This window comes from Vibrio sp. 10N.247.310.23, assembly GCF_041467155.1.
Taxonomy (GTDB): Bacteria; Pseudomonadota; Gammaproteobacteria; order Enterobacterales; family Vibrionaceae; genus Vibrio; species Vibrio crassostreae_C.
This window is the reverse complement of record NZ_JBFSTZ010000001.1, coordinates 140,202-166,234: the sequence shown is the minus strand read 5'-3', so window position 1 is coordinate 166,234 and position 26,033 is coordinate 140,202. Positions and strand designations below refer to the sequence as shown.

Sequence of the window (26,033 nt, the reverse complement as noted above, 5' to 3'; positions counted from 1 at the left end):
TTCTTTATCTGTTTTTTCTTAATTGCTTTAAGTAAGCTCGCACTGCACGGTTATGCTCAGTCAAACTCTTTGAAAATACGTGCCCACCTGTTCCACTCGCAACGAAATACAAGTAGTTGCTCTTCTCTGGATTCAACGCCGCGTTGATAGACGCTTTGCCTGCCATAGCGATAGGTGTCGGTGGCAAGCCACTCATTGTATAGGTGTTGTAAGGCGTTGGCGTGCGTAAGTCTTTCTTACGGATGTTGCCATCGTAGCTGTCACCCATGCCATAGATAACCGTTGGGTCAGTTTGCAAACGCATACGCTTGTTTAGACGGTTAACAAACACAGAAGAAACACGCTCACGTTCTGACGCAACAGCGGTCTCTTTCTCAATGATAGATGCAAGAATTAACGCTTCGTATGGCGATTTAAGAGGCAGCTTATCCGCTCGATTTTCCCACTCTTCATTCACCACGCTCATTAGGTCTCGATGCGCGCGCTTCAACAAATCTAAATCAGTGGTGCCATAGGTGTAGTGATACGTTTCTGCTAAGAAGAGACCTTCTAGCTTTTCGTTTTCAATACCCAACTTTTCAGCGATCTCTTTTTCAGAAACGCCATCCAATGTCTGTTGAATGAATTCGTTGTCTTTTAGCTGAACAAGCCATTCGTCAAAACGACTGCCTTCAACAAAGGTAATAGTAAACTGGTGTTCTTTCCCTTCTACAAGCACCTGTAGCGCTTGCTCTAAGGTTAAACCCGGTTCAAGCAGGAAAGTACCCGCTTTTACGTCTACAAGCTCAGGATGTAACTTACGGATTAATTTCTCGTAAGGAGAAGCCTCAAACAGCCCCTCGTTAATCAACTGGGCTAGAACGCGGTTAAAGCTGCTACCTGAAGCAACAGTCACGACTTGTGGTTTTTCTAATTGAATAACTTGTTTCAGGTTATCTTGCGCTTGGTTGTAAACATAAAAACCAGCAGCACCGGCTGCAATTAAGCACAAGATAATAAAAATAAATAACTTTTTGATCACGAGTTTAGTTGTCCTTGAAGGCTACGAGTAATGGTTCCAATGTTAAATTGGGTATCACTAATACGGGTAACTGGGGCAACCCCTAAAATGGAGTTTGTCATGAAAACCTCATCAGCTTGCATGAGTTGAGATAAGCAGTAGTCACTAATTGTAACGGAAAGTTCAGCCTGATTCAGCGCGGTTAACACTTGCTTACGCATAACCCCCGCGACACCACTTTGAGTGAGTTGAGGTGTGTATATCGACTGACCTTTGCGCCAGAACAGATTGGCCATGGTGGTTTCAATCACATTGCCCGATATATCAAGAACCACGCCATCCACTTCATTAGCTTGATCCATTTCATCTTTCATCAAAATCTGCTCAAGGCGATTATTGTGCTTATGGCCAGCCAGTAGTGGGCTCAAACCTAGCGCTTGATGGCAGATACCGAGTTCAACACCGGAGTCTTGCCACGCTGAATAATGGCTTGGGTAATCAAAGGTACTGATGGTGATTGTCGGCTTGGCGATATTCTTGGTACTGTAGCCACGCCCACCCGCTCCACGACTAACGTGCAGCTTGATCCCTGCTTTTTGATTATGAGGCTTGTTGGCGTTATGGAGCTTCTTTGAACCATCAAGGCTCTTTGTGCCATGAAGAGCGTTATGTTGGATGTGTTGAAGCGCAGTATCGAGCCAAAGACTAACAACATCCCAATCAAGAGCAGAAATGCGTAGCGCTTTAAGGCACTCGTCGACACGGTGCTGATGATCGTGAAGATGTTGTATCTCACCATCACTCACGAGCATTGTCGTAAAACAGCCGTCTCCGTACTGAAACGAGCGATCCAAAATATCGATAGTTTGCTGGCTTTCTCCATCAACCCAAAACATGTTTTTCCCCATAAAAAGAAACGGCTCAATGCTAAAGCATCAAGCCGTTTAAAAACAAGTCTAATTGTGACTATCTACGAGTGTTTACGTCTTTAATAAGATGATTAAATCTTTTTGAAGATCAAACAGCCGTTTGTACCACCGAAACCGAATGAGTTACATGCAGCATATTCCATGTTGCTAACTTCACGCGCAGTGTGAGGTACTAAGTCAATATCTAAGCCTTCTTCAGGATCATCTAGGTTGATTGTTGGTGGAACAATTTGGTCAACCAGAGACATAGCCGTGATGATAGCTTCAGCAGAACCAGCAGCACCTAGAAGGTGGCCTGTCATTGATTTCGTAGAAGAAACCAATACTTGCTTGCTGCCTGCTTCGCCAAGAGCACGCTTGATGCCCTTAACTTCCGCTACGTCACCTGCAGGAGTCGAAGTACCGTGTGCGTTTACATAACCGATTTGTTCACCAGTAATGCCAGCATCACGCATAGCCGCTTCCATTGCTAGTGCGCCACCTGAGCCATCTTCACTTGGAGATGTCATGTGGTAAGCGTCACCCGACATACCGAAGCCAACTAGCTCACAGTAAATCTTAGCGCCACGAGCTTTCGCATGTTCGTACTCTTCAAGAACCATCATGCCTGCACCGTCGCCAAGAACGAAGCCATCACGGCCTTTGTCCCATGGACGAGAAGCTTTTTGAGGCTCATCGTTACGAGTAGAAAGTGCTTTAGCCGCACCAAAACCGCCCATACCTAGTGGAGTTGATGCTTTTTCAGCACCACCCGCTAGCATTGCGTCTGCATCGCCGTATGCAATCATACGAGCCGCGTGACCAATGTTATGTAGGCCAGTCGTACATGCAGTAGAAATCGCGATGTTTGGACCGCGTAGGCCACGCATGATAGACATGTGACCAGCAATCATATTCACGATCGTCGACGGTACGAAGAACGGGCTGATCTTACGAGGGCCTTTTTCAGTTAGAGCTTGGTGACCGGCTTCGATCAAACCAAGACCACCAATACCAGAACCGATAGCAACACCCACACGTGGAGCGTTTTCTTCAGTAATAGTTAGGGCTGAATCATCTAAAGCTTGAATACCTGCTGCGACGCCGTACTGGATGAACAAGTCCATCTTACGAGCATCTTTTTTAGTCATATACTCTTCGCAGTTAAAGTCTTTAACTAGACCTGCAAAACGAGTTGAGAAATTGGTTGCATCAAAATGATCGATATTAACGATACCACTTTGACCAGCTAGCAGGGCTTTCCAAGAAGATTCTACAGTGTTGCCTACCGGTGACAACATACCCATGCCAGTGACAACTACACGACGCTTGGACACGATTTTACACTCCGGGGATTGAGGTGATTTAAGATGAGGATAGATGAGTTAGATAAAACACAGGCGGTCGAGGTGACCGCCTGGGAGAGATTATTACTGAGCGCTAGTTACGTAATCGATAGCTGCTTGAACAGTAGTAATTTTCTCAGCTTCTTCATCTGGGATTTCAGTGTCAAATTCTTCTTCTAGAGCCATTACTAGCTCTACTGTGTCTAGAGAATCTGCACCTAGGTCATCAACGAAAGAAGCTTCGTTTTTAACTTCAGCTTCGTCTACACCTAGCTGTTCAACAATGATTTTCTTTACGCGTTCTTCGAGGTTGCTCATTTTTTCTTTTCCTTTACAGAGTTCGCTTTATGCGATGTTTTCCGTAGTTTATTCAATCTATTGAAAGTTGCAAGGTCAACTTTTCTGGTCAAACCACAATTTTCACGATTTTAACCGAAATTACGTATGATCTTGACTTAAATCATGCACAAATGTTGCACATAATTTACACCATGTACATACCGCCATTGACGTGAAGTGTTTCACCTGTGATATAAGCTGCCGCAGGTGACGCCAAAAATACCACAGCTTCAGCGATTTCGCGAGGGTCACCTAGTCGACCTGCTGGTACATTCGCCAAAGTTGCTGCACGTTGGTCATCATTTAGCGCTTTAGTCATGTCAGTTTCGATGAAACCAGGAGCTACAGTGTTCACTGTAACGCCACGAGACGCAACTTCACGAGCCATTGATTTAGTAAAACCAATTACGCCTGCTTTTGCAGCTGCGTAGTTAGCTTGACCAGCGTTACCCATAGTACCTACTACAGAACCAACGTTTACGATACGGCCTTGACGCTTCTTCATCATGCCACGCAATACGGCTTTAGACATGCGGAAGATAGGCGTTAGGTTAGTATCGATGATGTCATTCCATTCGTCGTCTTTCATACGCATCAGTAGGTTATCACGAGTGATACCTGCGTTGTTAACTAGAATGTCAATCGCACCGAATTCATCGTTGATGGTTTTCAGTGTAGCAGCAATTGAGTCAGTATCCGTTACATTAAGAGCAAGACCTTTACCGTTCTCACCAAGGTACTCGCTGATTGCAGCTGCGCCGCCTTCAGATGTCGCAGTACCGATAACTTTAGCACCACGCTCAACTAAAAGTTCAGCGATTGCACGACCGATGCCACGGCTTGCGCCTGTAACTAGTGCAACTTTGCCTTCTAAATTCATCATAACTTCTCTATTAAGTGGTTATTTACTTAGCAGCTTCTAGTGATGCAGTGTCATTAACTGCAGCAGCTGTCATAGTTTTTACGATTCGTTTTGTTAGACCAGTAAGAACTTTACCAGGGCCTAATTCAAGTAGCTTCTCAACGCCTTGCTCATTCATCGCTTGTACGCCTTCAGTCCAACGAACTGGGCTGTACAGCTGACGAACAAGTGCGTCTTTAATTTTTGCAGGATCTGTTTCAGCGATAACATCAACGTTATTGATAACAGGCAATGCTGGCGTGTTGAACTCTAGAGCTTCTAGAGCCACCGCTAGCTTGTCTGCTGCTGGCTTCATCAGTGCACAGTGAGACGGCACAGAAACAGGTAGCGGAAGTGCACGCTTAGCGCCCGCTTCTTTACAAAGTGCACCAGCACGCTCTACTGCCGCTTTGTTACCCGCGATAACAACTTGGCCAGGAGAGTTAAAGTTAACTGGAGACACAACTTCGTCTTGCGCAGCTTCTTCACACGCTTTAGCAATCGCTTCATCGTCTAGACCGATGATTGCGTACATTGCACCAACACCTGCAGGAACCGCTTCTTGCATCAGTTGACCACGTAGTTCAACCAGCTTGATCGCTTCTTTAAAGTCGATAACGCCGGCACATACAAGAGCAGAATATTCACCTAGGCTGTGACCTGCTAGATTTACAGGTTGCTCTAGGCCAAGCTCTTGCCATACACGCCAAATTGCAACAGACGCTGTTAATAGAGCCGGTTGAGTGCGAAAAGTTTCATTTAGATTTTCTACAGGACCATCTTGAACCAATGCCCATAGATCGTAACCAAGTGCTTCTGAAGCTTCAGCAAATGTCTTTTTAACAACATCATACTGTTCGCCTAGGTCAGCAAGCATACCGATAGCTTGAGAGCCCTGGCCTGGGAATACGATAGCAAATTTGCTCATTGTAATTTTCCTTTAAGCAAAGCAAAAAATTGAATAAGGCACATAAGTTATGTGCCTTGTTTGTTGATTATCGCTTAGGGTTAGAATTTAACTAACGCAGAACCCCAAGTGAAGCCGCCGCCAAATGCTTCAAGTAGAAGCGTTTGACCACGTTTAATTCGCCCGTCGCGAACAGCCTCATCTAGGGCCGTTGGTACGGTAGCTGCCGACGTATTGCCGTGCTTATCAAGAGTAATCACTACTTGATCAAGCGACATCGTCAGCTTTTTAGCGGTTGCCGAGATAATACGGTAGTTCGCTTGGTGTGGAACTAACCAATCAAGCTCTGACTTATCCATATTGTTCGCCGCTAAGGTGTCTTTAACTAGCTTAGAAAGCTGAGTTACCGCCACTTTAAATACTTCGTTGCCCGCCATGTGCAGCCATTTGTCTGCATCACCGCCGCGCTCTGGTACTTCTAGGCTTAGAAGCTCACCGTATTTACCATCAGAGTAAATATGAGTAGACAAAATACCTGGCTCTTCGCTTGCGCCTACAACCACCGCGCCTGCTGCATCACCAAATAGGATGATAGTAGAGCGGTCAGTCGGATCACAGGTTTTTGACAGTGCATCAGCACCAATTACCAAAACGTTCTTACACATGCCAGTCTTGATGTGTTGATCAGCAACAGACAGTGCGTAGACAAAACCAGAACACGCTGCAGCCAAATCAAACGCAGGGCAGCCTTTGATACCAAGCTTGCCTTGTACCTGACATGCCGAAGACGGGAATGTGTGGCTACTGCTGGTTGTCGCAACGATGATTAAATCAATCTCTTCTTTGTCGATACCTGCCATTTCAATGGCATTTTCAGCAGCGTAAAACGCCATATCAGCAACGGTTTCGTTTTCCGCTGAAATACGACGCTCTTTAATACCCGTTCTAGCAACGATCCACTCATCGCTAGTCTCTACCATTTTCTCTAAGTCTGCGTTAGTACGCACCTGAGATGGCAAGTAGCTGCCAGTACCTAAAATTTTGCTATACATGAAGACTAATAATGCCTCTCGAGTAAAACCGCTTCCAAACGATCGCTAATGCGGCTGGGGACTTGTCGTTTGACCTCGTGTACTGCTTCACCAATCGCGTTGACGACTGCAGACACATCAGCACTTCCATGACTTTTAATGACAATGCCGCGCAATCCTAACAAACTTGCGCCGTTATACTGGTCGGGGTTCAAGGTTTTTAATTCAGTAAATAGCTCAGAAAACAGCATTCTGGCTATCCAACCCTTTATTGTTGAAGCCATCATGCGCGTTTTTAGCTTATCAATAAAGAGCTGAGCCGTACCTTCGCACGTTTTTAAGCAGACATTGCCCACAAAACCATCACATACGACGACATCAGCAGCATCTTGAAGTAATTGATTACCTTCAATATAGCCTATGAAGTTCACAGACTGAGTATTAGACAACATTTCAGCGCATCGTTTTACAAGGTCATTGCCTTTAATTTCTTCTGCACCGATATTCAAGATAGCGACACGTGGTGCGCGACCTAAATGTTGTTCCGCTAATGCACTGCCCATTACAGCAAATTGGAAAAGCGAATCTGCATCACTAGACACATTTGCCCCTAAATCAAGCATCCATGTGCGATTTCCTGAGGCAGTAGGCAAAGCTGAAACCAATGCAGGCCTATCAATACCAGGAAGGAGCTTAAGTCGGAAACGGGACAAAGCCATCAATGCGCCAGTGTTGCCACCACTCACACAAGCATCCGCTTGAGAGTCGGCGACCAGATCAATCGCAGCACGCATGGAGCTACCCTGACTGTTACGCAAGGCTAGTGAAGGTTTTTCAGAATTGGAAATGACTCGATCACAATGCTGGATACTCAAACGAGAATCAGGCATTCGACCTAATGAAGATAATTGAGATGTGATCGCGTTTCGATCACCTATTAGAATGACTTTTAGCTCTGGGAAATACGACAGTGCCTGCACGGCGGCAGGCACTGTTACACGAGGACCGAAGTCCCCGCCCATTGCATCAAGCGCAACGGTTAGATTTTGCAAAGGTCAACCTTACTTGTTGATAACCTTTTTGCCGCGGTAGAAACCTTCGGCAGTCACGTTGTGACGTAGGTGAGTTTCACCTGAAGTTGCGTCTACAGAAAGTGCAGCTGTAGTTAGCGCATCGTGTGAACGACGCATGCCACGCATTGAACGTGATTTCTTGCTCTTTTGTACGGCCATTGACCCTACTCCTATGTAAATTCTTAAAGAAGCAATTACTTCTTTAAGCTTTTTAAAACATCAAATGGATTCGGCTTTTTGTCTTCCTCAATTTCTTCAGGAAGTTCACCAAACACCAAGTTATTTGAGTTAACGCTACATTTCGCATCGTCGTGCATTGCTATTTGTGGCAATCCAAGGATGAACTCGTCTTCAACTAATTGAATCAGGTCTAACTCACCGTACTCGTTCAGATCTACCAAATCGTACTCTTCCGGTGCTTCCTCTTCACTTTTCTCACTGTAAACAGGAGTATAAGTAAATTGGACATCGCACTCATGTGCGAAAACCTCATTACAACGTTGACACTCTAAATCGACTTCGACGTTAGCTTTACCAGAGATAACGACTAATCGTTGTTCATCAAGCCCAAATGACATTGAGACTTGCGCGTCACGTTTTACGCCTTCAGTTGCTTCAGTTAAACGCTTCAAAAGACTGACCTGGATGATACCATCCATATCGAGTCGTTTTTGAGCCGTTCTTGCCGGATCAACTGTACGCGGTATTTTTTCCTTTTGCATAGGGCGCGAATCTTATCTTCCAAATCGTGTTTAGTCAAAGGAAATGGCAAAAAAAATGTACTTTCCTGCCTTTCCTATTCAGAGCATTATGAATAGCAGGACAAGTTACGTTATCCTGAGATAAATGCTTCCTTGAATTGTAAATTAAAATGAGAAATTACCAACTAGTTTTAGCCTCTACATCACCATTTAGGCAAGAGATCCTCAAAAAACTACAGTTAAGCTTCATTACAGCCAAGCCAGACTGCGATGAAACGCCGCTTCCAGAAGAGACACCACAACAGTTGGTGATGCGCCTTGCTGAGACCAAAGCTAAGTCTTGTGTTGTGGAGCAACCTAGCTTAGTCATTGGTTCTGATCAGGTTTGCGTAATTGATGGAGAGATCATTGGTAAGCCTCACACTCGAGAAAAAGCGATCGAGCAGTTATCTCGTCAAAGCGGCAAGAGCATTACTTTTTATACTGGGCTTTCGGTTTGGAACAACGAAACCAATGAAGCTGACACGCGTCTCGACACCTTTGTAGTGCATTTCCGCGATTTAACTAAGCAACAGATCATTAGTTATGTTGAGAAAGAGCAGCCTTATTACTGCGCAGGTAGCTTTATGTGTGAAGGGTTAGGCATCGCGTTGTTTAAACAGATGGAAGGGAAAGACCCAAATACTTTGATCGGCTTACCGCTGATCGATCTAGTCGATATGTTAGAAGCGCAAGGAATGGGTGTACTATAACGGATACGCTCTCTTTGTTAGAGATCCCTACTCCTTCCTTCGTCAGTCTAGGGAATGGCGGAACACGCAATTTTATCTAACCAACTAATGATATAGAGCGTGATTTTAAAAAGTCGTCATCCTCAAGAGCGAGGAACGAGCGACTTGGGGATCTTCTACAACAGATGAAAACAAAAAAGGTTGACGATATTCGTCAACCTTTCTCATTTATGGATACTGAAGAACAAATTTAGAGGCACTCTATACCTTCGTATCTCGTATCTCGTATCTCGTATCTCGTATCTCGTATCTCGTATCTCGTATCTTCTTAAAGCTTACGTAAACCAGTTAGGGCTTTCTCTAGCCTTCTTTCCATTGGCGCCGAGATATCCATCTTCTCTTCACTACCTGGGTGTGTGAACTTGATGTTTGCTGCATGTAGGAACAGACGATCAAGACCAACCTTACCCGTGTAAGCGTCAAAACGACGATCACCGTAGCGATCATCCCAAGCAATTGGGTGACCAGTATACTGAGCGTGCACACGAATTTGGTGTGTTCGGCCTGTAATTGGGCTTGCTTGAATCAACGTCGCCTCTTGGAATTTTTCTAAAACCTTAAAACGGGTTTCAGAAGCTTTACCATTCGGGTTAACTCGAACAATGCTGTTCACTTCATTTTTCAACAAAGGTGCGTTGACGACTTTGCAGCTGTTCTTCCATTCGCCCATAACTAAAGCGAAGTAGTATTTTTGAACCGTTTTTTCACGGAACTGTGCTTGAAGGTGTCTTAGCGCCGAGCGCTTCTTAGCAACAAGCAAAATGCCAGACGTATCTCTATCGATACGGTGCACTAATTCAAGAAAACGAGCATCAGGGCGAAGAGCACGTAATGCTTCAATCGCGCCAAATTTTAATCCGCTACCACCATGAACAGCAGTGCCAGACGGTTTGTTAAGAATTAGCATGTGATCATCTTCATAAATGATGCACTGTTCTAATTCTGAAACCTTGTTGAGTTTCGTGCTCGGCACGTTCTCTTCTGTTTTCTCTTCAATAGTAACCGGAGGGATACGAACTAAATCGCCAACTTTTAGTTTGTACTCAGCCTTAATGCGTTTTTTATTTACGCGGACTTCGCCTTTACGCACGATTCGGTAAATCATGCTTTTCGGGATGTTTTTTAATTGGTTGCGTAAGAAGTTATCAATACGCTGACCAGCCATATCTTCGTCAATGTCGACGAATTGGACTTGGGTTCTAATTTCGCTCATTGCGCTATTGTATCACTGTCACTTTTGATAATTGATATTTTCTTAGCCCTATTCCGAACTTATTTATCCCTAATCCTTACCGATCTATCCCAAAATGGTCATTGAAGTTCTATATTTCTTTGATTCTTCGAACAAAAAAGCATCAAGATTCCTGCAAATTAAAATATCAATTGATAAATTATTTATAGACAGTGAGTTAGAGCTATCAAAACCCAAACAAAAACTGTTTTTTTTACAGCATTCCGACAAAGCAGATTGCTGTGTTTACCGACCGCTGCTATAGTTCACAGCTGCTATCAGTGGTTTGACTATTATTTAAACAGTTAACCATTCATAAGCAAGTAAATGAGTAGATAACTCAGATTAGACAGTGCTGCAATCGGCGTAAGACACGGTCAACTGAGTTCCTTATCGCTCTACTCACGTACACTCATGTTGAGTATTCACCGCCACATCGCGGATCATAGGCTAACTCCCTATGATGACTGACGTGCCCCAGAGCATCCCTCTCCAGCCGGGAGGCTGCACCGATAAAGCCATGGGATCTGGCACCATGAGAAACGAAATAAAGCGATAAGAACAATGATGAAAATAAGAAAAGACAATGAGAATTTCTAAATGAAAAGAATGTTAATTAACGCAACTCAAAAAGAAGAGTTGCGTGTCGCTTTGGTTGATGGCCAACGACTGTTCGATCTAGATATCGAAAGTCCAGGTCACGAGTCAAAGAAAGCGAATATCTACAAAGGACGTATTACCCGTATTGAACCAAGCCTAGAAGCGGCATTCGTTGATTACGGCGCAGAACGTCACGGTTTCCTCCCTCTTAAAGAAATTGCCCGCGAATACTTCCCTGAAGGTTATACATACCAAGGCCGTCCTAGCATTAAAGAAGTGCTAAAAGAAGGCCAAGAAGTAATCGTACAAGTAGAGAAAGAAGAACGTGGTAGCAAAGGTGCTGCACTGACAACTTTCATCTCTTTGGCTGGTAGTTACTTAGTTCTTATGCCTAATAACCCTCGTGCTGGCGGTATTTCTCGTCGTATCGAAGGTGATGAACGCACTCAACTGAAAGCAGCATTAAGCACTCTTGAGCTTCCTCAAGGTATGGGCTTAATCGTGCGTACAGCGGGTGTTGGCAAAAGCGCAGAAGAGCTAGAGTGGGACCTGAATGTTCTATTGAACCATTGGGGCGCTATCAAGCAAGCTTCTGATTCAAATGCAGCTCCTTTCCTAATTCACCAAGAGAGTAACGTTATTGTTCGCGCAATTCGTGACTACCTACGTCGTGATATTGGCGAGATTCTAATCGACAGCAATACTATTTTTGAACGTGCACAAGCGCACATTCAATTAATACGCCCAGATTTCATGAATCGCGTTAAGAAATACGATGGTGAAGTGCCACTATTCAGCCATTACCAGATTGAAAGCCAGATCGAATCTGCTTTCCAACGTGAAGTTCGTCTTCCATCTGGTGGTTCTATCGTAATCGACCCAACAGAAGCACTGACTTCTATCGATATCAACTCTGCTCGTGCAACAAAGGGCGGCGATATTGAAGAAACAGCACTTAACACTAACCTAGAAGCTGCCGATGAAATTGCACGTCAATTACGTCTACGTGACCTAGGTGGTCTTGTTGTAATCGACTTTATCGATATGACCCCGGTTCGCCACCAACGCGAAGTAGAAAGCCGTCTACGTGATGCCGTTCGTTTAGATCGCGCACGTGTTCAGATTGGTCGTATTTCTCGCTTTGGTCTTCTAGAGATGTCTCGTCAACGTTTGAGCCCATCACTAGCAGAAGCAAGCCACCACATTTGTCCTCGTTGTACAGGTACTGGTGTTGTTCGTGATAACGAATCTCTAGCACTTTCTGTTCTACGTTTGATTGAAGAAGAAGCTCTAAAAGACAACACAGCACAAGTACTTGCTGTTGTGCCTGTTCCAATCGCTTCTTACCTTCTGAACGAAAAACGTCGCTCAGTAAACCACATCGAGAAGAACCAAGAAGTTAAGATCACTGTTGTTCCTAACTCAGACATGGAAACGCCGCATTTTGAGGTTATCCGTGTTCGTGAAGGTGAAGAGTTCGATCTACTATCTTACTTGCTGCCTAACAAGCTAGAAGCTCTAAAAGAAGCGGAAAGCAAAGAGCCTGCTGAACAGACTATTCGTCCTAAGAAGATCGAAGAACCTGCTCTGAAAGGCTTCGCAGCTCCTGCTCAATCAGCACCAACTCCTGCTCCAGCACCTAAAGCTGTAGAAGAGAAGAAAGCTGAACCAGCAGCGACTCAAGAACCAGGCCTAATTGGTCGTTTCTTCAAAGCTATCGGTAGCTTCTTATTTGGCTCTTCAACTCAAGAAGAGAAAAAAGAAGAAGAGAAGAAAGAAGAAAAACCTAAAAACAATCGTAACAACGGCAACCGTCAACGCCGTGATCGTAACGATAACCGTCGTCGTAACCAACGTGGTGAGCGTGGCGAACAGCGTAACGACCGTGGTGAACGTGGTGACAATCGTAACGAAAACCGTGACAACAAACGCCGCCGTAAGCCAGCTCGTGATGAGAAGCCTGAAGAGCAAAAAGAAGCAGCTCCACAGCAAACTCGTCAGCCTCGCAAGCCTAAGCAAGACCGTCGCAACAAGCCACGTGATGAGCAGAAGCAACGCGAAGAGCAAGCACCATCTAAATTAGCAGAAGAAGGTCTACAGCTAGCAGCAGAAGCACAAGCTGGTAAACCGGAAGCGCCTAAGGCTAAACCTGAAGCGAAAGCAGCTAAGATTAAAGAGCGTCGTCAGCGTCGTAAACTGAACAAGCAAGTTCGTGTTAAAGACCAACAAGCTCAAGCTGAAGATAACGCTTCAAAAGAGCAGGTTGCTGCTAAAGAACTATCTGTTTCAAAAGAACAGTCAGTAGCTCAAGAGCAAAAAGTTGCGGAACAAGTAGAAGCAACTCAAGCGAATGCAGAGCAAACTGAACAGGAAGAGCCGAAACAACGTCGTAACCGTCGTTCTCCACGTCACCTACGTGCAAGTGGTCAACGTCGTCGTCGCGGTCGTGATCGTCGCCCTAACCCATTCCGCCTACGTAAAGGTGGTGTAGCTTCTCCAGAGATGGCTATGGGTAAAGTGATGCCTCGCTTCATTCCAAAACCTCACCACAAGCAGGCAAAGCCTGAAGTGGCTGAAGTTCAAGTAGCAGCTGAAGCTCAAACATCTGTTCAAGAGCAGAATGTTGCTCTAGAGACGGCACCACAAAGCAACGTAGCAATGACTGGCGGCTTCGCATGTCCAGAGCTTGCAATGGGTAAAGTTATCATCCGTCGTGAAGATGCTGCTGTTGAAGCTCAAGTAGCTGAGACTCCTGCTGTAGTTGAAGCTCCTGCAGTCGTTGAAGAAGCACCAGTGGTTGTTGAAACCGCGAAAGTTGAAGCTCCAGTGATTGCAGAAGCGACGAAAGTTGAAGCGCCTGTTGTAGCAGAAGCTGTGCAAGCAGAAGCAACACCAGTTGTTGAAGCTGAAGCGCCTAAAGCTGAAAGTGCAAAAGTTGAAGAAGCACCTGTTGTTAAAGCAGAAGCTCCTAAAGCGGCACCAAAGGCAGCTGTTGCTAAGAAGCAAGCCGGTTCACCAATGACTAAAGCTCCTGGTCCTCAAGAGATCAAAGAGATTGAAGTGATTGCAGCTCCGTTCCGCACTGAACGTTTTGTATCGAAAGGTGCAGGCAGTCAGGCAGCGTCGAACAAAGCTGGCGCGGCGATGACTAAGCCAAACTACTAGTGATTACTGATAGGTAATCGCGAGTAAATAGAATCAAAGGCTGCTTATTAAAGCAGCCTTTTTCATATCTACTAATCGAATAAAAATTAACAGATATATTACTCAAAGTTAGGTTCAACCTTGAACTTAATCACATTTTTGGGTAGCATTCGCGCACTTATCTTTTCGACACTTCGCTATTGCCGCTCTTTTCCATCACTGTTTGGCTACGCAATACACCCGTGTCGGTAAATCCATCTTAAGCATAGCTGAGCAAACATGTTCGAATTCCCACAATTTTCAAAGCACTCTGTAAAGAATGACGTGCTTTCAGGTCTTACAGTAGCCCTGGCTCTGGTACCTGAAGCTGTAGCATTCGCCTTTGTTGCTGGCGTTGACCCAATGGTTGGTCTTTATGCAGCATTCATCGTAGGTTTAATCACTTCTGTCTTTGGCGGCCGTCCAGGTATGATTTCTGGCGCAACCGGCGCAATGGCCGTTGTAATGGTGAGCCTAGTGGCAACCCATGGTGTTCAATACCTATTCGCAGCCGTTATGCTGGCTGGCCTTCTGCAAATTGCAGCAGGTGTATTTAAACTAGGTAAATTTATCCGTATCGTTCCACACCCAGTAATGATTGGTTTCGTGAACGGTTTGGCCATTGTTATCTTCCTAGCTCAACTTGGTCAATTTAAAGCGCCAGACGTAACAGGTGCGTTGACTTGGTTACCAAGCGGTCAAATGACACTAATGCTAGGTCTAGTAGCCCTTACAATGGCTATCATCCACTTCCTACCTAAGCTAACAACAGCAGTACCATCTTCATTAGTTGCTATTGTTACAGTAACGGCTTTGGTTGTGGGTCTTGACCTTGAAACTCGCACTGTTGTCGACTTCCTACGTACAATGTCTGGTGACGAAGCTGCTACGCTAGCGGGCTCTCTTCCAACATTCTCAATTCCTGCTGTTCCGTTTTCTTTAGATACACTACAGATCATCCTGCCTTACGCAATTATCCTTGCGGCTATCGGCCTGATTGAATCTCTGCTGACACTGACAGTACTAGACGAAATGACAAACACTCGTGGTCAATCTAACCGTGAATGTGTTGGTCAAGGTATGGCTAACGTAACGTGTTCTGTATTCGGTGCGATGGGTGGTTGTGCGATGATCGGTCAATCGATGATCAACGTAAACTCAGGTGGTCGTGGTCGTCTTTCAGGTATCGTCGCCGCAGTTGCACTACTGATGTTCATCCTGTTCGGTTCTGCACTGATTGAAATGATTCCTCTAGCAGCACTTGTGGGCGTAATGTTCATGGTTGTTATCGGCACATTTGAATGGGCAACCTTCAAGCTTGCGCGTCGCGTTCCTAAACAAGACTTCTTCGTTATCGTTCTTGTTACCGTAGTAACAGTACTGACTGATCTTGCTGTGGCAGTAGGTGTTGGTGTTGTCGCTTCTGCGCTAATGTTTGCTTGGCAACATGCTAAACACATCTACGCAGATACATCAGTAAACGCTGAAGGCTCAAAAGAGTACAAAGTTAACGGCCCAATCTTCTTTGGTTCAACGGCTAACTTCCTAGAGTTGTTTGACGCATACAACGATCCACAAGATGTAATCGTTGATTTCGCAAACTCACGCGTGACTGACCACTCTGCAATTGAAGCGATCGACACGATTGCTGACCGTTACGCGGCGCTAGGTAAAACACTTCACCTTCGCCACCTAAGCCAAGACTGTGTTGCTATGCTGCACAAAGCAGGTAGCTTAGTTGAAGCGAACGTTGCAGAAGACCCAATCTACAAAGTAATGTCTAAGTAATCTTAGCTGTAGCTTTAAGTTAGATTTAGAGAGGCCGACATTCAATGTCGGCCTTTTTTATACCTATCGGTCAGCCCTTACGCTGATAACAAAACGACGTACATTGTTCCTACACTACATCGAACGCAGTATCGCTTCGCTAGACTCTTCGATTAAATCCAACACCAATTCAAAACCATTTCCCTCACCATAATACGGATCGGGGATCTCTTGATATTGTGACTCTCCAAAGCTCAAAAATAATGCGAGCTTGTATTGGAGGTGAACTGGGCATTGGCTCATTAAGTCGTCTAAATTCGCCCTATCGGCCGCGAGTATCAGGTCAAATTCTTCGAAGTCATTATCTACCACTTTACGAGAAGTAATCCCCTTAAAGCTGTAGCCTCGCTTCTCTCCTGCAGATTTGGATCGCGAGTCTGGCGGGTTGCCTTGATGAAAACCAATCGTCCCCGCAGAGTCGACCACAACATCAATATCCAGCTGTTGCGCTTTCTTCCTTAGCACCGCTTCACCTGTTGGCGAGCGGCAAATATTCCCCATACAAACTACGAGTATCTTTTTCATCCCTAATCACCTGTTCTTCCGATGGTTTTTGCTATCGTTAAGTTAGGCTATGATAGACGCAATCACAACTTAAAAGGATTTGTTATGTCGACTGAAGACAACAAAGAACAACGCCACAAAGCAAGACAACAGAAAGTAAAAGAACAAGTCGATGCACGTGTCGCTGCAGCACAAGAAGTAAAAGGCCTATTGCTGGTCATCACGGGTAACGGTAAAGGTAAATCAACATCCGGTTTTGGTACGATTACACGTGCAGTTGGTCATGGTAAGAAATGCGCCGTTGCTCAGTTTGTTAAAGGTACCTGGGATAACGGCGAAAAAAACGTTCTGCAAAAGCTTGATGTCGAGTTCCAAGTCATGGGCACAGGCTTTACTTGGGAAACTCAGAACAAAGCGCAAGATATTGAAGCTGCGCAGCGTGTATGGAAAGAGTGCCAACGCATGCTGGCTGATGAGTCGATCGATGTGATTCTGTTTGATGAACTGACTTACATGGTTAGCTACGGTTACATCGAACTCGATGAAGTGGTTGAGGCGTTGAATAACCGCCCGAAGATGCAGTCTGTCATCATTACAGGTCGTGGCGCGCACCGTACTCTTACTGAGATAGCAGATACAGTATCTGAAGTTCGCAATGTGAAACACGCTTTTGAATCTGGTGTTAAAGCGCTACAAGGCGTTGACTGGTAATCACCTTCAACCAGAGCTCCCCGACTCGGTCATTCTTCCCTCTCGAGGATGACGACCACTAGGCCGTTACGCTCTTGAACAAAGGACGACGGCCTATCGTCATTCCCTAGAGCGAGGGACGAGTGTCATAGGGAATCTCTCTTGAGTATTATCGAGCCAAAAATAAAAAGCGCCATTCCTACAACAGGAGTGGCGCTTTGTTCATTTTTAAATGAGATGAAGACTAGTTAAACAAACCTTTTAGTAGACCGTTTACTGCGTCTCTTGTTTTCTCATCTTTGATCTTGTCACCGTACTTTTCGTCTAACTTTTCTAAACCACGGTCAATTTCTTTCTGTGCTTTCTGTTTCAATACATCATCAAAAACAAGTGCAAATTTCGGGGCTGCCCACTGACCTGTTACCTTAATTGGGATAGTCACATCTTTCAGGTCGTCGATGCTCTTACCGCCCTGACCTTCAAGTGAACCCACAATTGATGTACGCACAAGGAAGTCGACCGTTTCATTGATGAAGTTTGCTTTACCTTGACCTGTCACACGTAACAGTGGCGACTGTGCTGATAAGTCTTTCGTTGAAACCCAACCTTTATCCACTTTCAGTGTCGCTTTCATTGCACTGAAGTCCGTTTTTTGAGCTTCATTTGTGCTTTCAACTTTCTCGCCTTTGATCTTAGCGTAGTTTTCTCGAATCAGTTGAGCTACGTTGATGCCGTTAACTGCACCATCTTCAAAGTTAATCACGATAGTACCGACTAGGTTCTTCTTGATACCCGTCGGAGTCAGACTCTTACCTTTCACGTTGACATCAATATTACCGGTACCTTCCAGCATATCGTTATCTGCAACATCAACCAGTAACGGCTGTACTTTCACGCCTTTAATTTTCTTCTTAGCCGTGTAAGTCGCCGGTGTTTTACGAGCATCTAGCTTAGCCGTAGCTGAAATAGAGCCTTGGTAAAGATTCGATGTGAATGAAGTTAGCTCTGCGATACCACGGTTAACCGAAAATGCCGTTTTAACATTCTGCATCTTCGCGTTGTTCGCCTTGAACTTATCAATCGTAATGTCACCTTTCACGTCTAACGTTTTCAGAGCCGACAGATCAGGTTCCACTTCTTTAGCAGGAGCTGAACTACCTGAGTTTGACGTTGAGCCACCAGCAGAACCAGAAGGAGCGGTGCTCGCTGTTTCTGTTGTATTGCCTAAGCCTAGGAACTCGTCCAAATCAATATTCGGGCTATGAAGAGAGAAACGAACCTTTGGTATTTCAGATAGGGTTACGTCTGCTTTACCGTCTAATGCAATAGCGTTAACTTGTAGTTTCTCTAACACAAAGCTCAGGTGGCTCTTGTTAAGATCGAAGCTTAAGTCAGACAGCATGTCGACTTTCATTGGAGACTGAGGAAGCGTGTCGCCTTTGAATGTTGAGTTTAACGTTAACTTGTTCAGCGTTACTTTTGAAATCGCGCTATCAACAGTAAGTTCACCGCCACCTTTAAGATCAAGGTCAAGGCCAGCTGCATTACCGATTACAGCGTAAGTCAGTTGGTTTACCTTATCGAACTCAAACGTATTCAAGCCAATTTTTGCTGACTCAATCGACGTCGCTGGATCATTGAACTTAGCGTTTAAGTCGATATTACGAAGTGCGTAACTTGCGAAGCCTTCAGCTAACTTGAACTCTGCGCTACCTTCCGCAGAGAACTTCTGTTGATTGTTTTCACCAGAAGCCGCAAACGTCGCGGTTGTCCATGTATCAACGGCAAACTCAGAAAGATTCAAAGACACATCGTATAGCTTAGTGAATGAACCCGCTTGCTTGTCGTCCATTTCAAACAATGCGTTTGATACAGTTACGCCTGCAAGGTTGATCGTCCAACCCGATGCGTCTGTGGTAGTTTGCTCTTGAGGGGCAGGCGCTGATTCAGAACTTGTGTCTGCTGCAGGCTCAGATTCTTGAGGCGCTGACGCTTGCGTTAGTGCATCAATGTTCTTGCGACCATCTTTAAGCGTTTCTAAATAGAATTCTGCACCATCTAGAGTAATGTTGCCGATCTCTAGTTGGTTGCTAAATAGCGGAGTAACCGAAACATCAACGCCAACCGTATCAACCTTGAATAGGTTCGGTTGGGTGAACCCTTCTGGGTTACGTAATTCAGTTTGACCAAGTTCAAAGCCAATGGATGGGAAAAATTGCCAGCTGATATCACCCTCGATCACGAGCTCTAGGCCGGTGTGTTTTTGAGCTTGTTCGACAATTAATGGCTTAAATTGGTTGGGATTCACTAACAGCACTAGTGCCAGAATTGCTGCAATTACAACAAACACTGGTACAGCTATGAAAATGAGTAGTTTCTTCATCCGCATATTCCTTGCTTAGATTCCAAAAGAAAGTGGCACTATAAAAGTGCCACTGATTCGGTAAAAAATAAAGCTAAGTGAGTCACTTAGGCAAAATTTTATTCGATTAAGACTTCAACAACTTCGCAATGTGCGCTTTTAGCACATCAATCGCAATACGGTTTTTACCACCACGAGGAACGATGATGTCTGCATGTTGTTTTGAAGGCTCGATAAACTGCATGAACATTGGACGTACTGTTTCTTGGTATTGTTTAAGTACAGTGTCCATTGTGCGACCACGCTCTTCTACATCACGCTTAACACGGCGTAGTAGACAGATGTCTAATGGTGTATCCATAAACACACTTGCGTGCATTAGTTTACGAAGACGCGGGTCTGTTAGAAGCAGAATACCCTCTAAAATGATCACTTTCTTTGGAGTAAGTGTAGTCGTTTCAGAAGTACGTGTGTGCTCTGTGTAGCTGTATTCAGGAACTTCTACGGCGTTGCCACTCATTAGCTGCTGTAGATGTTCACATAAAAGATCATGATCTAGTGCATTTGGGTGATCGTAGTTAGTTTTAACACGCTCTTCCATACTCAAGTGGCTTTGGTCGCTGTAATAGCAATCTTCCGTGATAACACCAATTTGATGGTCGCCTACTTTTTCGCGCAATTCATTATAAATTGTACTAGCAATCAGACTTTTTCCTGAAGCTGAAGCGCCAGCGATACCTACGATGACACATTGATTATTATCAGACATTAATTTTGCACCCGATATGGTTTGGTGGTGGGAAGAGATAAACCGCCTGATTATAGGGGCTAAAGCACATAGATTCTAGTCGCCATTTTAGCTAATTGCAGTCAAATTGATGATATCAATGCATTTAATGAATACAATCGTTTGCTTTCAAATAACTTGCCTACAACTATTTGCACAACCCCAATGGCGATCAGCCTAAATCCAACCGCTATTTATCTAATCCAACATGATTAACACAACTTTTGGATTATCTTTCGTTATTCAACCATAGAGAAGTTAATCGCTTCTGGTCTCGCCTTGCCGGTCCAGAACATCTTCGCAGCCACATTCTCTGCAAGCTCTAAGTAGTGACGTGTATGTTCACTATCTGGACGACGAATCACCGTCGGGCAACCTGCATCGATATCTTCTCGCACATCAATATGAAGAGGGATCTGTGCCAAAATATCGAGGTAAAACTCTTCTGACATAGCTTCGGCACCACCAACGCCAAAGATATGCTCTTTCTCACCACAGTGACTACAAATATGATAGCTCATGTTTTCAACTAAGCCTGCGACTGGCACACTCACCTTATCAAACATCGCTACGCCTTTACGTGCATCCGCTAGCGCCAAATCTTGAGGAGTGGTCACCACTACAGCCCCGGTCACTGGGATCTGTTGCGATAACGTCAGCTGAATATCGCCCGTGCCCGGTGGCATATCAATAACTAGATAATCCAACTCTGGCCATACGGTTTCGTTAACAAGCTGACCTAAAGCCTTGGCCGCCATTGGACCGCGCCAAATCGCAGCGTCATCTTTCGACACAAGATAACCGATAGAGTGAGTGAAAATACCGTGTGCTTCGATTGGCATCATCCACTTATTGTTTTGCACTTCTGGCTTCGAATCTAACTGTCCTAGCATCATGGGAACCGATGGGCCGTAGATGTCAGCATCCAATAAACCGACTTTTGAACCTGACTTAGATAAAGCCAGCGCAAGGTTAACTGAAGTCGTTGATTTGCCCACCCCGCCCTTGGCAGAAGTGACAGCAATAATATTCTTCACGCCTTTAAGTGGCGTTGATACCGTCGTTTCAAGTGCCGATGGCTTGACCTTCACTTCAAATTGAAAAGCACTCACAAGCTTTTGTTCAATCTGAGCGTTAATCCAATTTTCCAGGTCAATAGCAAGCTGATTCGCTGCGAAAGGCAAAGTAATAACAAACGATCCACGAGGGTCAACAGAGACAATGTTTTGGTGTAGCGCCCACTCTGGGATGAGGATTGGTGACTCGAACTCATTCAACCATGAACAGAAATCTTGCTTAGAAGTAAAGTTACGCATTGGGACTCCTTTTTTTATTTATGCTATCACCCACGAGATGAAGACTGAACCCCTAAAAAACTAGGGGAATCCTTAGTCTGATACCTTGGCGTATCACACGTTATAAAGTAGTATTACCTCTCAAATTTATACCTATCAAAAAAGCGAATTATTAAGTATGGCAACTGATCCAAGACAACTTTTGGTAACTTGTGCGCTTCCGTACGCTAACGGCTCTATTCACCTTGGCCATATGCTTGAGCATATCCAAGCTGATATCTGGGTTCGATACCAGCGTCTACGTGGCAACACTGTAAACTTCATCTGTGCTGACGATGCTCACGGCACGCCAATTATGCTTAAAGCTCAACAGATGGGTATCACGCCAGAAGAGATGATCGCTGCTGTTAGTGAAGAGCACCAAAAAGACTTCGCTGGCTTTGATATCAGCTTTGATAACTACCACAGCACACACAGCGACGAGAACCGTGAACTGGCTTCTCACATCTACCTAGAACTTAAAAAGAACGGTTTCATTTCTAGCCGTACTATTTCTCAGCTTTTCGACCCTGAGAAAGAGATGTTCTTACCAGACCGTTTCGTAAAAGGTACTTGCCCTAAGTGTAAGTCAGAAGACCAGTATGGTGATAACTGTGATAACTGTGGTGAGACATACAGCCCAACTGAGCTAATCGATCCTAAGTCTGCAGTTTCTGGCGCAACTCCAGTAATGAAAGACTCTGAGCACTTCTTCTTCGATCTACCTCAGTTTGAAAGCATGCTAAAAGAGTGGACACGTTCTGGCTCGCTGCAAGCTGAGACAGCAAACAAAATGCAAGAGTGGTTCGAGTCTGGTCTACAACAGTGGGACATCTCTCGTGATGCACCATACTTTGGCTTCGAGATCCCAGGCGAAAAAGACAAGTTCTTCTACGTATGGCTAGATGCACCAATCGGCTACATGGGCTCATTCAAGAACCTATGTGACAAGCGCGACGATCTAGACTTTAACGAGTACTGGAAGAAAGACAGCACCGCTGAGCTTTACCACTTCATCGGTAAAGACATCGTTTACTTCCACAGCCTATTCTGGCCAGCAATGCTAGACGGCGCAGGTTTCCGTAAGCCAAACAACGTATTCGTACACGGCTACGTGACTGTAAACGGCGCGAAGATGTCTAAGTCTAAAGGTACTTTCATTAAAGCAAGTACGTACCTAAATCACCTAGACCCTGAATGTCTACGTTACTACTACGCTGCGAAACTAAACAGCCGCATCGATGACTTAGATCTTAACCTTGAAGACTTCACTCAACGTGTAAACGCTGACGTAGTAAACAAGATTGTTAACCTAGCTTCTCGTAACGCTGGCTTCATTACTAAGCGTTTTGAAGGCAAGCTAGCTGCTGAATTTGCAGAGCCTGAGCTATACAACGAATTCGTTGCTGCTGCTGAGCGTATCGGTGAACTATACGAAACTCGTGAATTCAGCCGTGCTATCCGTGAAATCACAGCACTAGCAGATAAAGCGAACCAGTACATCGACGAAAAAGCACCTTGGGTTCTTGCAAAAGAAGAAGGTAAAGAGAAAGAGCTTCAAGAAGTTTCTTCTGTTGGTATCAACCTATTCCGCGTCCTAATGGCTTACCTGAAACCAGTGATGCCTGAACTTGCGGCTCGCACTGAAGCTTTCCTAAACGAAGAACTAACGTGGGAAGGTGTTGCTACTCCGCTAACTGATCACGAGATCACTAAGTTCAAAGCGCTATTTAGCCGTATTGATCCTAAGAAAGTGGAAGCGATGATTGAGTCTTCTAAAGAAGACGCAGCAGCAGAAATGGCAGCTAAAGAGAAAGCAGAAGCTGAGAAAGAAAAAGCAAGCCAAACAGAGCTAGACAAAGAACCAATCGCTGAAGAGATTGAATTTGACGCGTTCGCAGCCGTTGATATGCGTATTGCTCGTATCATCTCTTGTGAAGAAGTGCCAAAAGCGAACAAACTACTGAAGTTCCAACTGGACATCGGTGGTGAGACTCGCCAAGTCTTCTCTGGCATCAAGTCAGCATACAAACCTGAAGAGCTAGAAGGCAAGCTAACTGTTATGGTTGCAAACCTAAAACCTCGTAAGATGAAGTTTGGTATGTCTGAAGGCATGATCCTAGCAGCGGGCCCTGGCGGCAGCGACCTATGGATCCTTGAGCCACACGAAGGTGCTCAACCTGGTATGCGTGTAATGTAATTCTGGCGTCTGTCAGATAAAGCATTCATTGCCAAATCCCTGATGTAACTTAACTTGAAAGAGTTAATAGCATCGGGGATTTTTTATATCTACCGAAAATCGGCGTTCTCTGTTAGAGTCGCCGTCAACTATGCTAAGTAAAGTATGACAAGGTTATCGGCAGCAATACGCCGTTTAAAGCCGCTTTACTCTCTAAACCTTTTAGGACACCTCTGTGACTAACAACGAAATTTTGCGTCGTATTCAACACGCACTAAACCTTAAAAACGCACAAATCATCAAAGCTATCGAGCAAGCGGATGTGACTGTTGCCCACGACCAAGTGATTAACTGGCTAAAAGCGGATAACGATAAGTCATGCTCTAAGATGAAAGACAAAGAGTTAGCGGTATTCCTAAATGGTTTCATTAACCTTAAGCGCGGCAAAAAAGAAGGCGAGCAACCTAAACCTGAAGTTGCACTGACGAACAACATGATCTTCATGAAGCTTCGTATCGCATTAAACATGAAAGCAGAAGATGTTTTGGACGTACTAGAAGTGGTTGGCATTAGCTTGAGCAAGTACGAAATCGGCGCTTACTTCCGCAAGCCAGAAAACAAAAACTACAAAGTGTGTGAAGACCAACTACTTTGCGATTTTCTAAACGGTGTGCAATTTACCAACCGTCCAGACTCAGAAGAGTTTGCGGGTTAAGTTACTACTCCTAGATAAATTTTAAGTTGCTACACATAGATAAATTACTCGTCATAGGTAAGTAACTGACCCACTGATAATTTTCTAGTAACGACAGATAAATAAAAAGCGGCGAGATAATTGAATTATCTCGCCGCTTTTTCGTTTTCTTTACGTCACTGACTAAACAGGAACAACAATAGTAAACCTATGCCTTAGCTGTCGTCTTCAGTGAAGTTCGTCGGCAATGTCGTTTTCATTTCATTCCAAACTTGTGCACTTGCGATACCGTAGTTACGAATCACTAATGGCAAAGTTTCGCGCTCGCCACTTTCACAGATAATGAACAACTCTTTATAAAAGTCCATCGCTAAACGTCGTGCTTCTGGGTTAGAGAAGTAGTAGCTACCGATACGGTCATAAAGTTTACGCACACCGTTAAAGATCAGGCCGTAAATCTGGTTGCCTGAGTGGAATGCCAAACGTTGGAAAAGCATGTAATCATAGAAGTTGAAAGTCTTCGCGATTAAGATCGTCTGACGTTTCACTTCATCTTTTTCTGAATCTTCTTTTACCGCTTGTTTGATCTTGTCAGCGTATGGCGACGATTCTAGGAACTCATCCCAAGTTGGTGCCGCAAGTAGCGCTTCACAAGATTCAATCACGTTACTGATAGTACGCTCTGAAGCTTCTTTGTTTGCTTTGAATGCATAACGCATAAAGATCGGGCTGATATTAGTACGAGCAGCAAGCAGGTCTTCTACCATTTTGCTTGCGTTATCAACGTCCAACGTCATTAGCGTATCAAGGATATGAAGACCTGAGGTTTCCATAAACTGGTTAACTTTAGTTGGTTTGCCATGTTGGATTGTCAACCAACCATCACGAGCAAGACGTTGTAGTACTTCACGAAGCGTAGTACGTGTAACACCAATCAGCTCAGAAAGCTCACGCTCTGCGGGCAAGATAGAACCTGGAGGGAAACGGCCATTCCAAATACTTTCAATGATATACTTCTCTGCAAATCCTGCCGGGCTCTTCGCCTTAATGACCATCTACACTTCAATCCAATTTAATTATTCTGTTCTAATTTACTCATCATACCACTAGTTCACACCTAGCGGAAACACCCTCAAAAATTTTACTCACCCTAAACACCGTTAGAGTTATAACTCTAAAGTTCAGCACACGTTTGCACCTCAGGTTTGTAAAGCAAGCGACTCTAAACCACCATTTAAACAAACCGTTAACACAACAATTTTTCTTTAAAATCAATGGGATTGGTCATATTTTTAAAGCTATTAATTTGCAATATTAAGTTGTAATAATCATATATAAGCCGTCGTTATTCTGTAATTTTCAATCATTTCGCTGAAATATTGATTCTAGTCGGTTTTTATCACATTTTAAGTGGTATGCTTGCGCTACTTTGATCGCGTTTCTCAACAAAAAAGAGGTATTTTTAGGGCTACAGGGCTTTTCCTGTTGACTAAATGTTATCTAAGAGTAAAGTTGCGCTCAAAAATAAGCAGTGCTTGAGTTTCTAAGGGAGTGACTTGGCAAGACCACAGAACATTACATGGAATGTAGTTTTTCTAAGTCACTGTTAGTCATAGTTTTTAACAATTTCTATAGCTCGATTCTC

At 44.4% G+C, this 26,033-nt stretch carries 22 protein-coding genes; 6 read left to right on the top strand and 16 right to left on the bottom strand.

What is annotated here, in order from left to right:
• Window positions 1-4: 4 nt before the first annotated feature.
• From mltG to yceD, 10 genes are all read right to left on the bottom strand, one after another.
• Entirely contained in the window at window positions 5-1,021 is a 1,017-nt protein-coding gene (gene mltG / locus AB6D93_RS00740; protein ID WP_017062149.1) for an endolytic transglycosylase MltG, read from the bottom strand.
• Window positions 1,018-1,896, bottom strand: coding sequence for an aminodeoxychorismate lyase (pabC, locus tag AB6D93_RS00735; protein WP_017062150.1), 879 nt, complete (start codon window positions 1,894-1,896; stop codon window positions 1,018-1,020). The genes mltG and pabC overlap by 4 nt, the downstream gene beginning before the upstream one ends.
• A gap of 104 nt (window positions 1,897-2,000) precedes the next feature.
• Window positions 2,001-3,245 carry a beta-ketoacyl-ACP synthase II gene (fabF, locus tag AB6D93_RS00730; protein WP_010437291.1) on the bottom strand — a complete coding sequence of 415 codons (1,245 nt, stop codon included), beginning with the start codon at window positions 3,243-3,245 and terminating at the stop codon, window positions 2,001-2,003.
• Between the two features lie 93 nt (window positions 3,246-3,338).
• Window positions 3,339-3,572, bottom strand: a complete 234-nt coding sequence (gene acpP / locus AB6D93_RS00725; RefSeq protein WP_004737381.1) for an acyl carrier protein — start codon at window positions 3,570-3,572, stop codon at window positions 3,339-3,341.
• Between the two features lie 166 nt (window positions 3,573-3,738).
• Window positions 3,739-4,473 carry a 3-oxoacyl-ACP reductase FabG gene (gene fabG, locus AB6D93_RS00720; protein ID WP_029235138.1) on the bottom strand — a complete coding sequence of 245 codons (735 nt, stop codon included), beginning with the start codon at window positions 4,471-4,473 and terminating at the stop codon, window positions 3,739-3,741.
• 25 nt (window positions 4,474-4,498) lie between these two features.
• Complete coding sequence (fabD, locus tag AB6D93_RS00715) at window positions 4,499-5,422, bottom strand: ACP S-malonyltransferase (RefSeq protein WP_017063479.1); 924 nt, start codon at window positions 5,420-5,422, stop codon at window positions 4,499-4,501.
• Between the two features lie 80 nt (window positions 5,423-5,502).
• On the bottom strand, window positions 5,503-6,453 hold the full coding sequence (locus AB6D93_RS00710) for a beta-ketoacyl-ACP synthase III (protein WP_017054985.1): 951 nt from the start codon (window positions 6,451-6,453) through the stop codon (window positions 5,503-5,505).
• A 5-nt stretch (window positions 6,454-6,458) separates the two neighbouring features.
• Entirely contained in the window at window positions 6,459-7,484 is a 1,026-nt protein-coding gene (gene plsX / locus AB6D93_RS00705) for a phosphate acyltransferase PlsX (RefSeq protein WP_061033778.1), read from the bottom strand.
• 9 nt (window positions 7,485-7,493) lie between these two features.
• Window positions 7,494-7,664, bottom strand: coding sequence for a 50S ribosomal protein L32 (gene rpmF, locus AB6D93_RS00700; protein ID WP_004737376.1), 171 nt, complete (start codon window positions 7,662-7,664; stop codon window positions 7,494-7,496).
• Between the two features lie 35 nt (window positions 7,665-7,699).
• Window positions 7,700-8,227 (bottom strand): 23S rRNA accumulation protein YceD, encoded by a 528-nt coding sequence (gene yceD, locus AB6D93_RS00695; RefSeq protein WP_017062153.1) that lies wholly within the window; start codon window positions 8,225-8,227, stop codon window positions 7,700-7,702.
• Window positions 8,228-8,376: 149 nt separating this feature from the next.
• On the opposite strand from yceD, the gene AB6D93_RS00690 reads away from it, so the two are divergent.
• Entirely contained in the window at window positions 8,377-8,958 is a 582-nt protein-coding gene (locus AB6D93_RS00690) for a nucleoside triphosphate pyrophosphatase (protein ID WP_017067204.1), read from the top strand.
• Window positions 8,959-9,265: 307 nt separating this feature from the next.
• Here the strand turns inward: AB6D93_RS00690 and rluC are convergent, their stop codons facing one another.
• Window positions 9,266-10,210: a 23S rRNA pseudouridine(955/2504/2580) synthase RluC gene (gene rluC / locus AB6D93_RS00685; RefSeq protein WP_102332503.1), complete on the bottom strand. Its 945-nt coding sequence runs from the start codon at window positions 10,208-10,210 to the stop codon at window positions 9,266-9,268.
• 618 nt (window positions 10,211-10,828) lie between these two features.
• Here rluC and rne point away from each other — a divergent pair.
• Window positions 10,829-13,993 carry a ribonuclease E gene (rne, locus tag AB6D93_RS00680; protein ID WP_102332504.1) on the top strand — a complete coding sequence of 1,055 codons (3,165 nt, stop codon included), beginning with the start codon at window positions 10,829-10,831 and terminating at the stop codon, window positions 13,991-13,993.
• A gap of 258 nt (window positions 13,994-14,251) precedes the next feature.
• Window positions 14,252-15,799 carry a SulP family inorganic anion transporter gene (locus tag AB6D93_RS00675; RefSeq protein ID WP_017062156.1) on the top strand — a complete coding sequence of 516 codons (1,548 nt, stop codon included), beginning with the start codon at window positions 14,252-14,254 and terminating at the stop codon, window positions 15,797-15,799.
• A gap of 114 nt (window positions 15,800-15,913) precedes the next feature.
• Here AB6D93_RS00675 and AB6D93_RS00670 read toward each other — a convergent pair whose 3' ends face one another.
• A complete protein-coding gene (locus AB6D93_RS00670) occupies window positions 15,914-16,363 on the bottom strand; it encodes a low molecular weight protein-tyrosine-phosphatase (protein WP_017067202.1) in 450 nt (149 codons plus the stop codon).
• Window positions 16,364-16,447: 84 nt separating this feature from the next.
• Between AB6D93_RS00670 and cobO the strand changes: the two genes are divergently transcribed.
• A complete protein-coding gene (cobO, locus tag AB6D93_RS00665) occupies window positions 16,448-17,053 on the top strand; it encodes a cob(I)yrinic acid a,c-diamide adenosyltransferase (RefSeq protein ID WP_017062158.1) in 606 nt (201 codons plus the stop codon).
• Window positions 17,054-17,276: 223 nt separating this feature from the next.
• On the opposite strand, the gene AB6D93_RS00660 is transcribed toward cobO, so the two are convergent.
• The 3 genes from AB6D93_RS00660 to apbC form a co-directional block, all read right to left on the bottom strand.
• Window positions 17,277-19,415, bottom strand: a complete 2,139-nt coding sequence (locus AB6D93_RS00660; protein WP_102332505.1) for an AsmA family protein — start codon at window positions 19,413-19,415, stop codon at window positions 17,277-17,279.
• Between the two features lie 106 nt (window positions 19,416-19,521).
• Window positions 19,522-20,163: a uridine kinase gene (gene udk, locus AB6D93_RS00655; RefSeq protein ID WP_004734002.1), complete on the bottom strand. Its 642-nt coding sequence runs from the start codon at window positions 20,161-20,163 to the stop codon at window positions 19,522-19,524.
• Between the two features lie 257 nt (window positions 20,164-20,420).
• Entirely contained in the window at window positions 20,421-21,497 is a 1,077-nt protein-coding gene (apbC, locus tag AB6D93_RS00650; protein WP_102332506.1) for an iron-sulfur cluster carrier protein ApbC, read from the bottom strand.
• A 157-nt stretch (window positions 21,498-21,654) separates the two neighbouring features.
• On the opposite strand from apbC, the gene metG reads away from it, so the two are divergent.
• Together metG and AB6D93_RS00640 are read left to right on the top strand one after the other, a co-directional pair.
• The gene (metG, locus tag AB6D93_RS00645; protein WP_102332507.1) at window positions 21,655-23,715 is read left to right on the top strand and encodes a methionine--tRNA ligase; all 2,061 of its coding nucleotides are present in this window, start codon (window positions 21,655-21,657) and stop codon (window positions 23,713-23,715) included.
• A gap of 214 nt (window positions 23,716-23,929) precedes the next feature.
• Window positions 23,930-24,409 carry a DUF1456 family protein gene (locus tag AB6D93_RS00640; RefSeq protein ID WP_102332508.1) on the top strand — a complete coding sequence of 160 codons (480 nt, stop codon included), beginning with the start codon at window positions 23,930-23,932 and terminating at the stop codon, window positions 24,407-24,409.
• Between the two features lie 194 nt (window positions 24,410-24,603).
• Here the strand turns inward: AB6D93_RS00640 and fadR are convergent, their stop codons facing one another.
• On the bottom strand, window positions 24,604-25,443 hold the full coding sequence (fadR, locus tag AB6D93_RS00635; RefSeq protein WP_102332509.1) for a fatty acid metabolism transcriptional regulator FadR: 840 nt from the start codon (window positions 25,441-25,443) through the stop codon (window positions 24,604-24,606).
• Window positions 25,444-26,033: the final 590 nt, after the last annotated feature.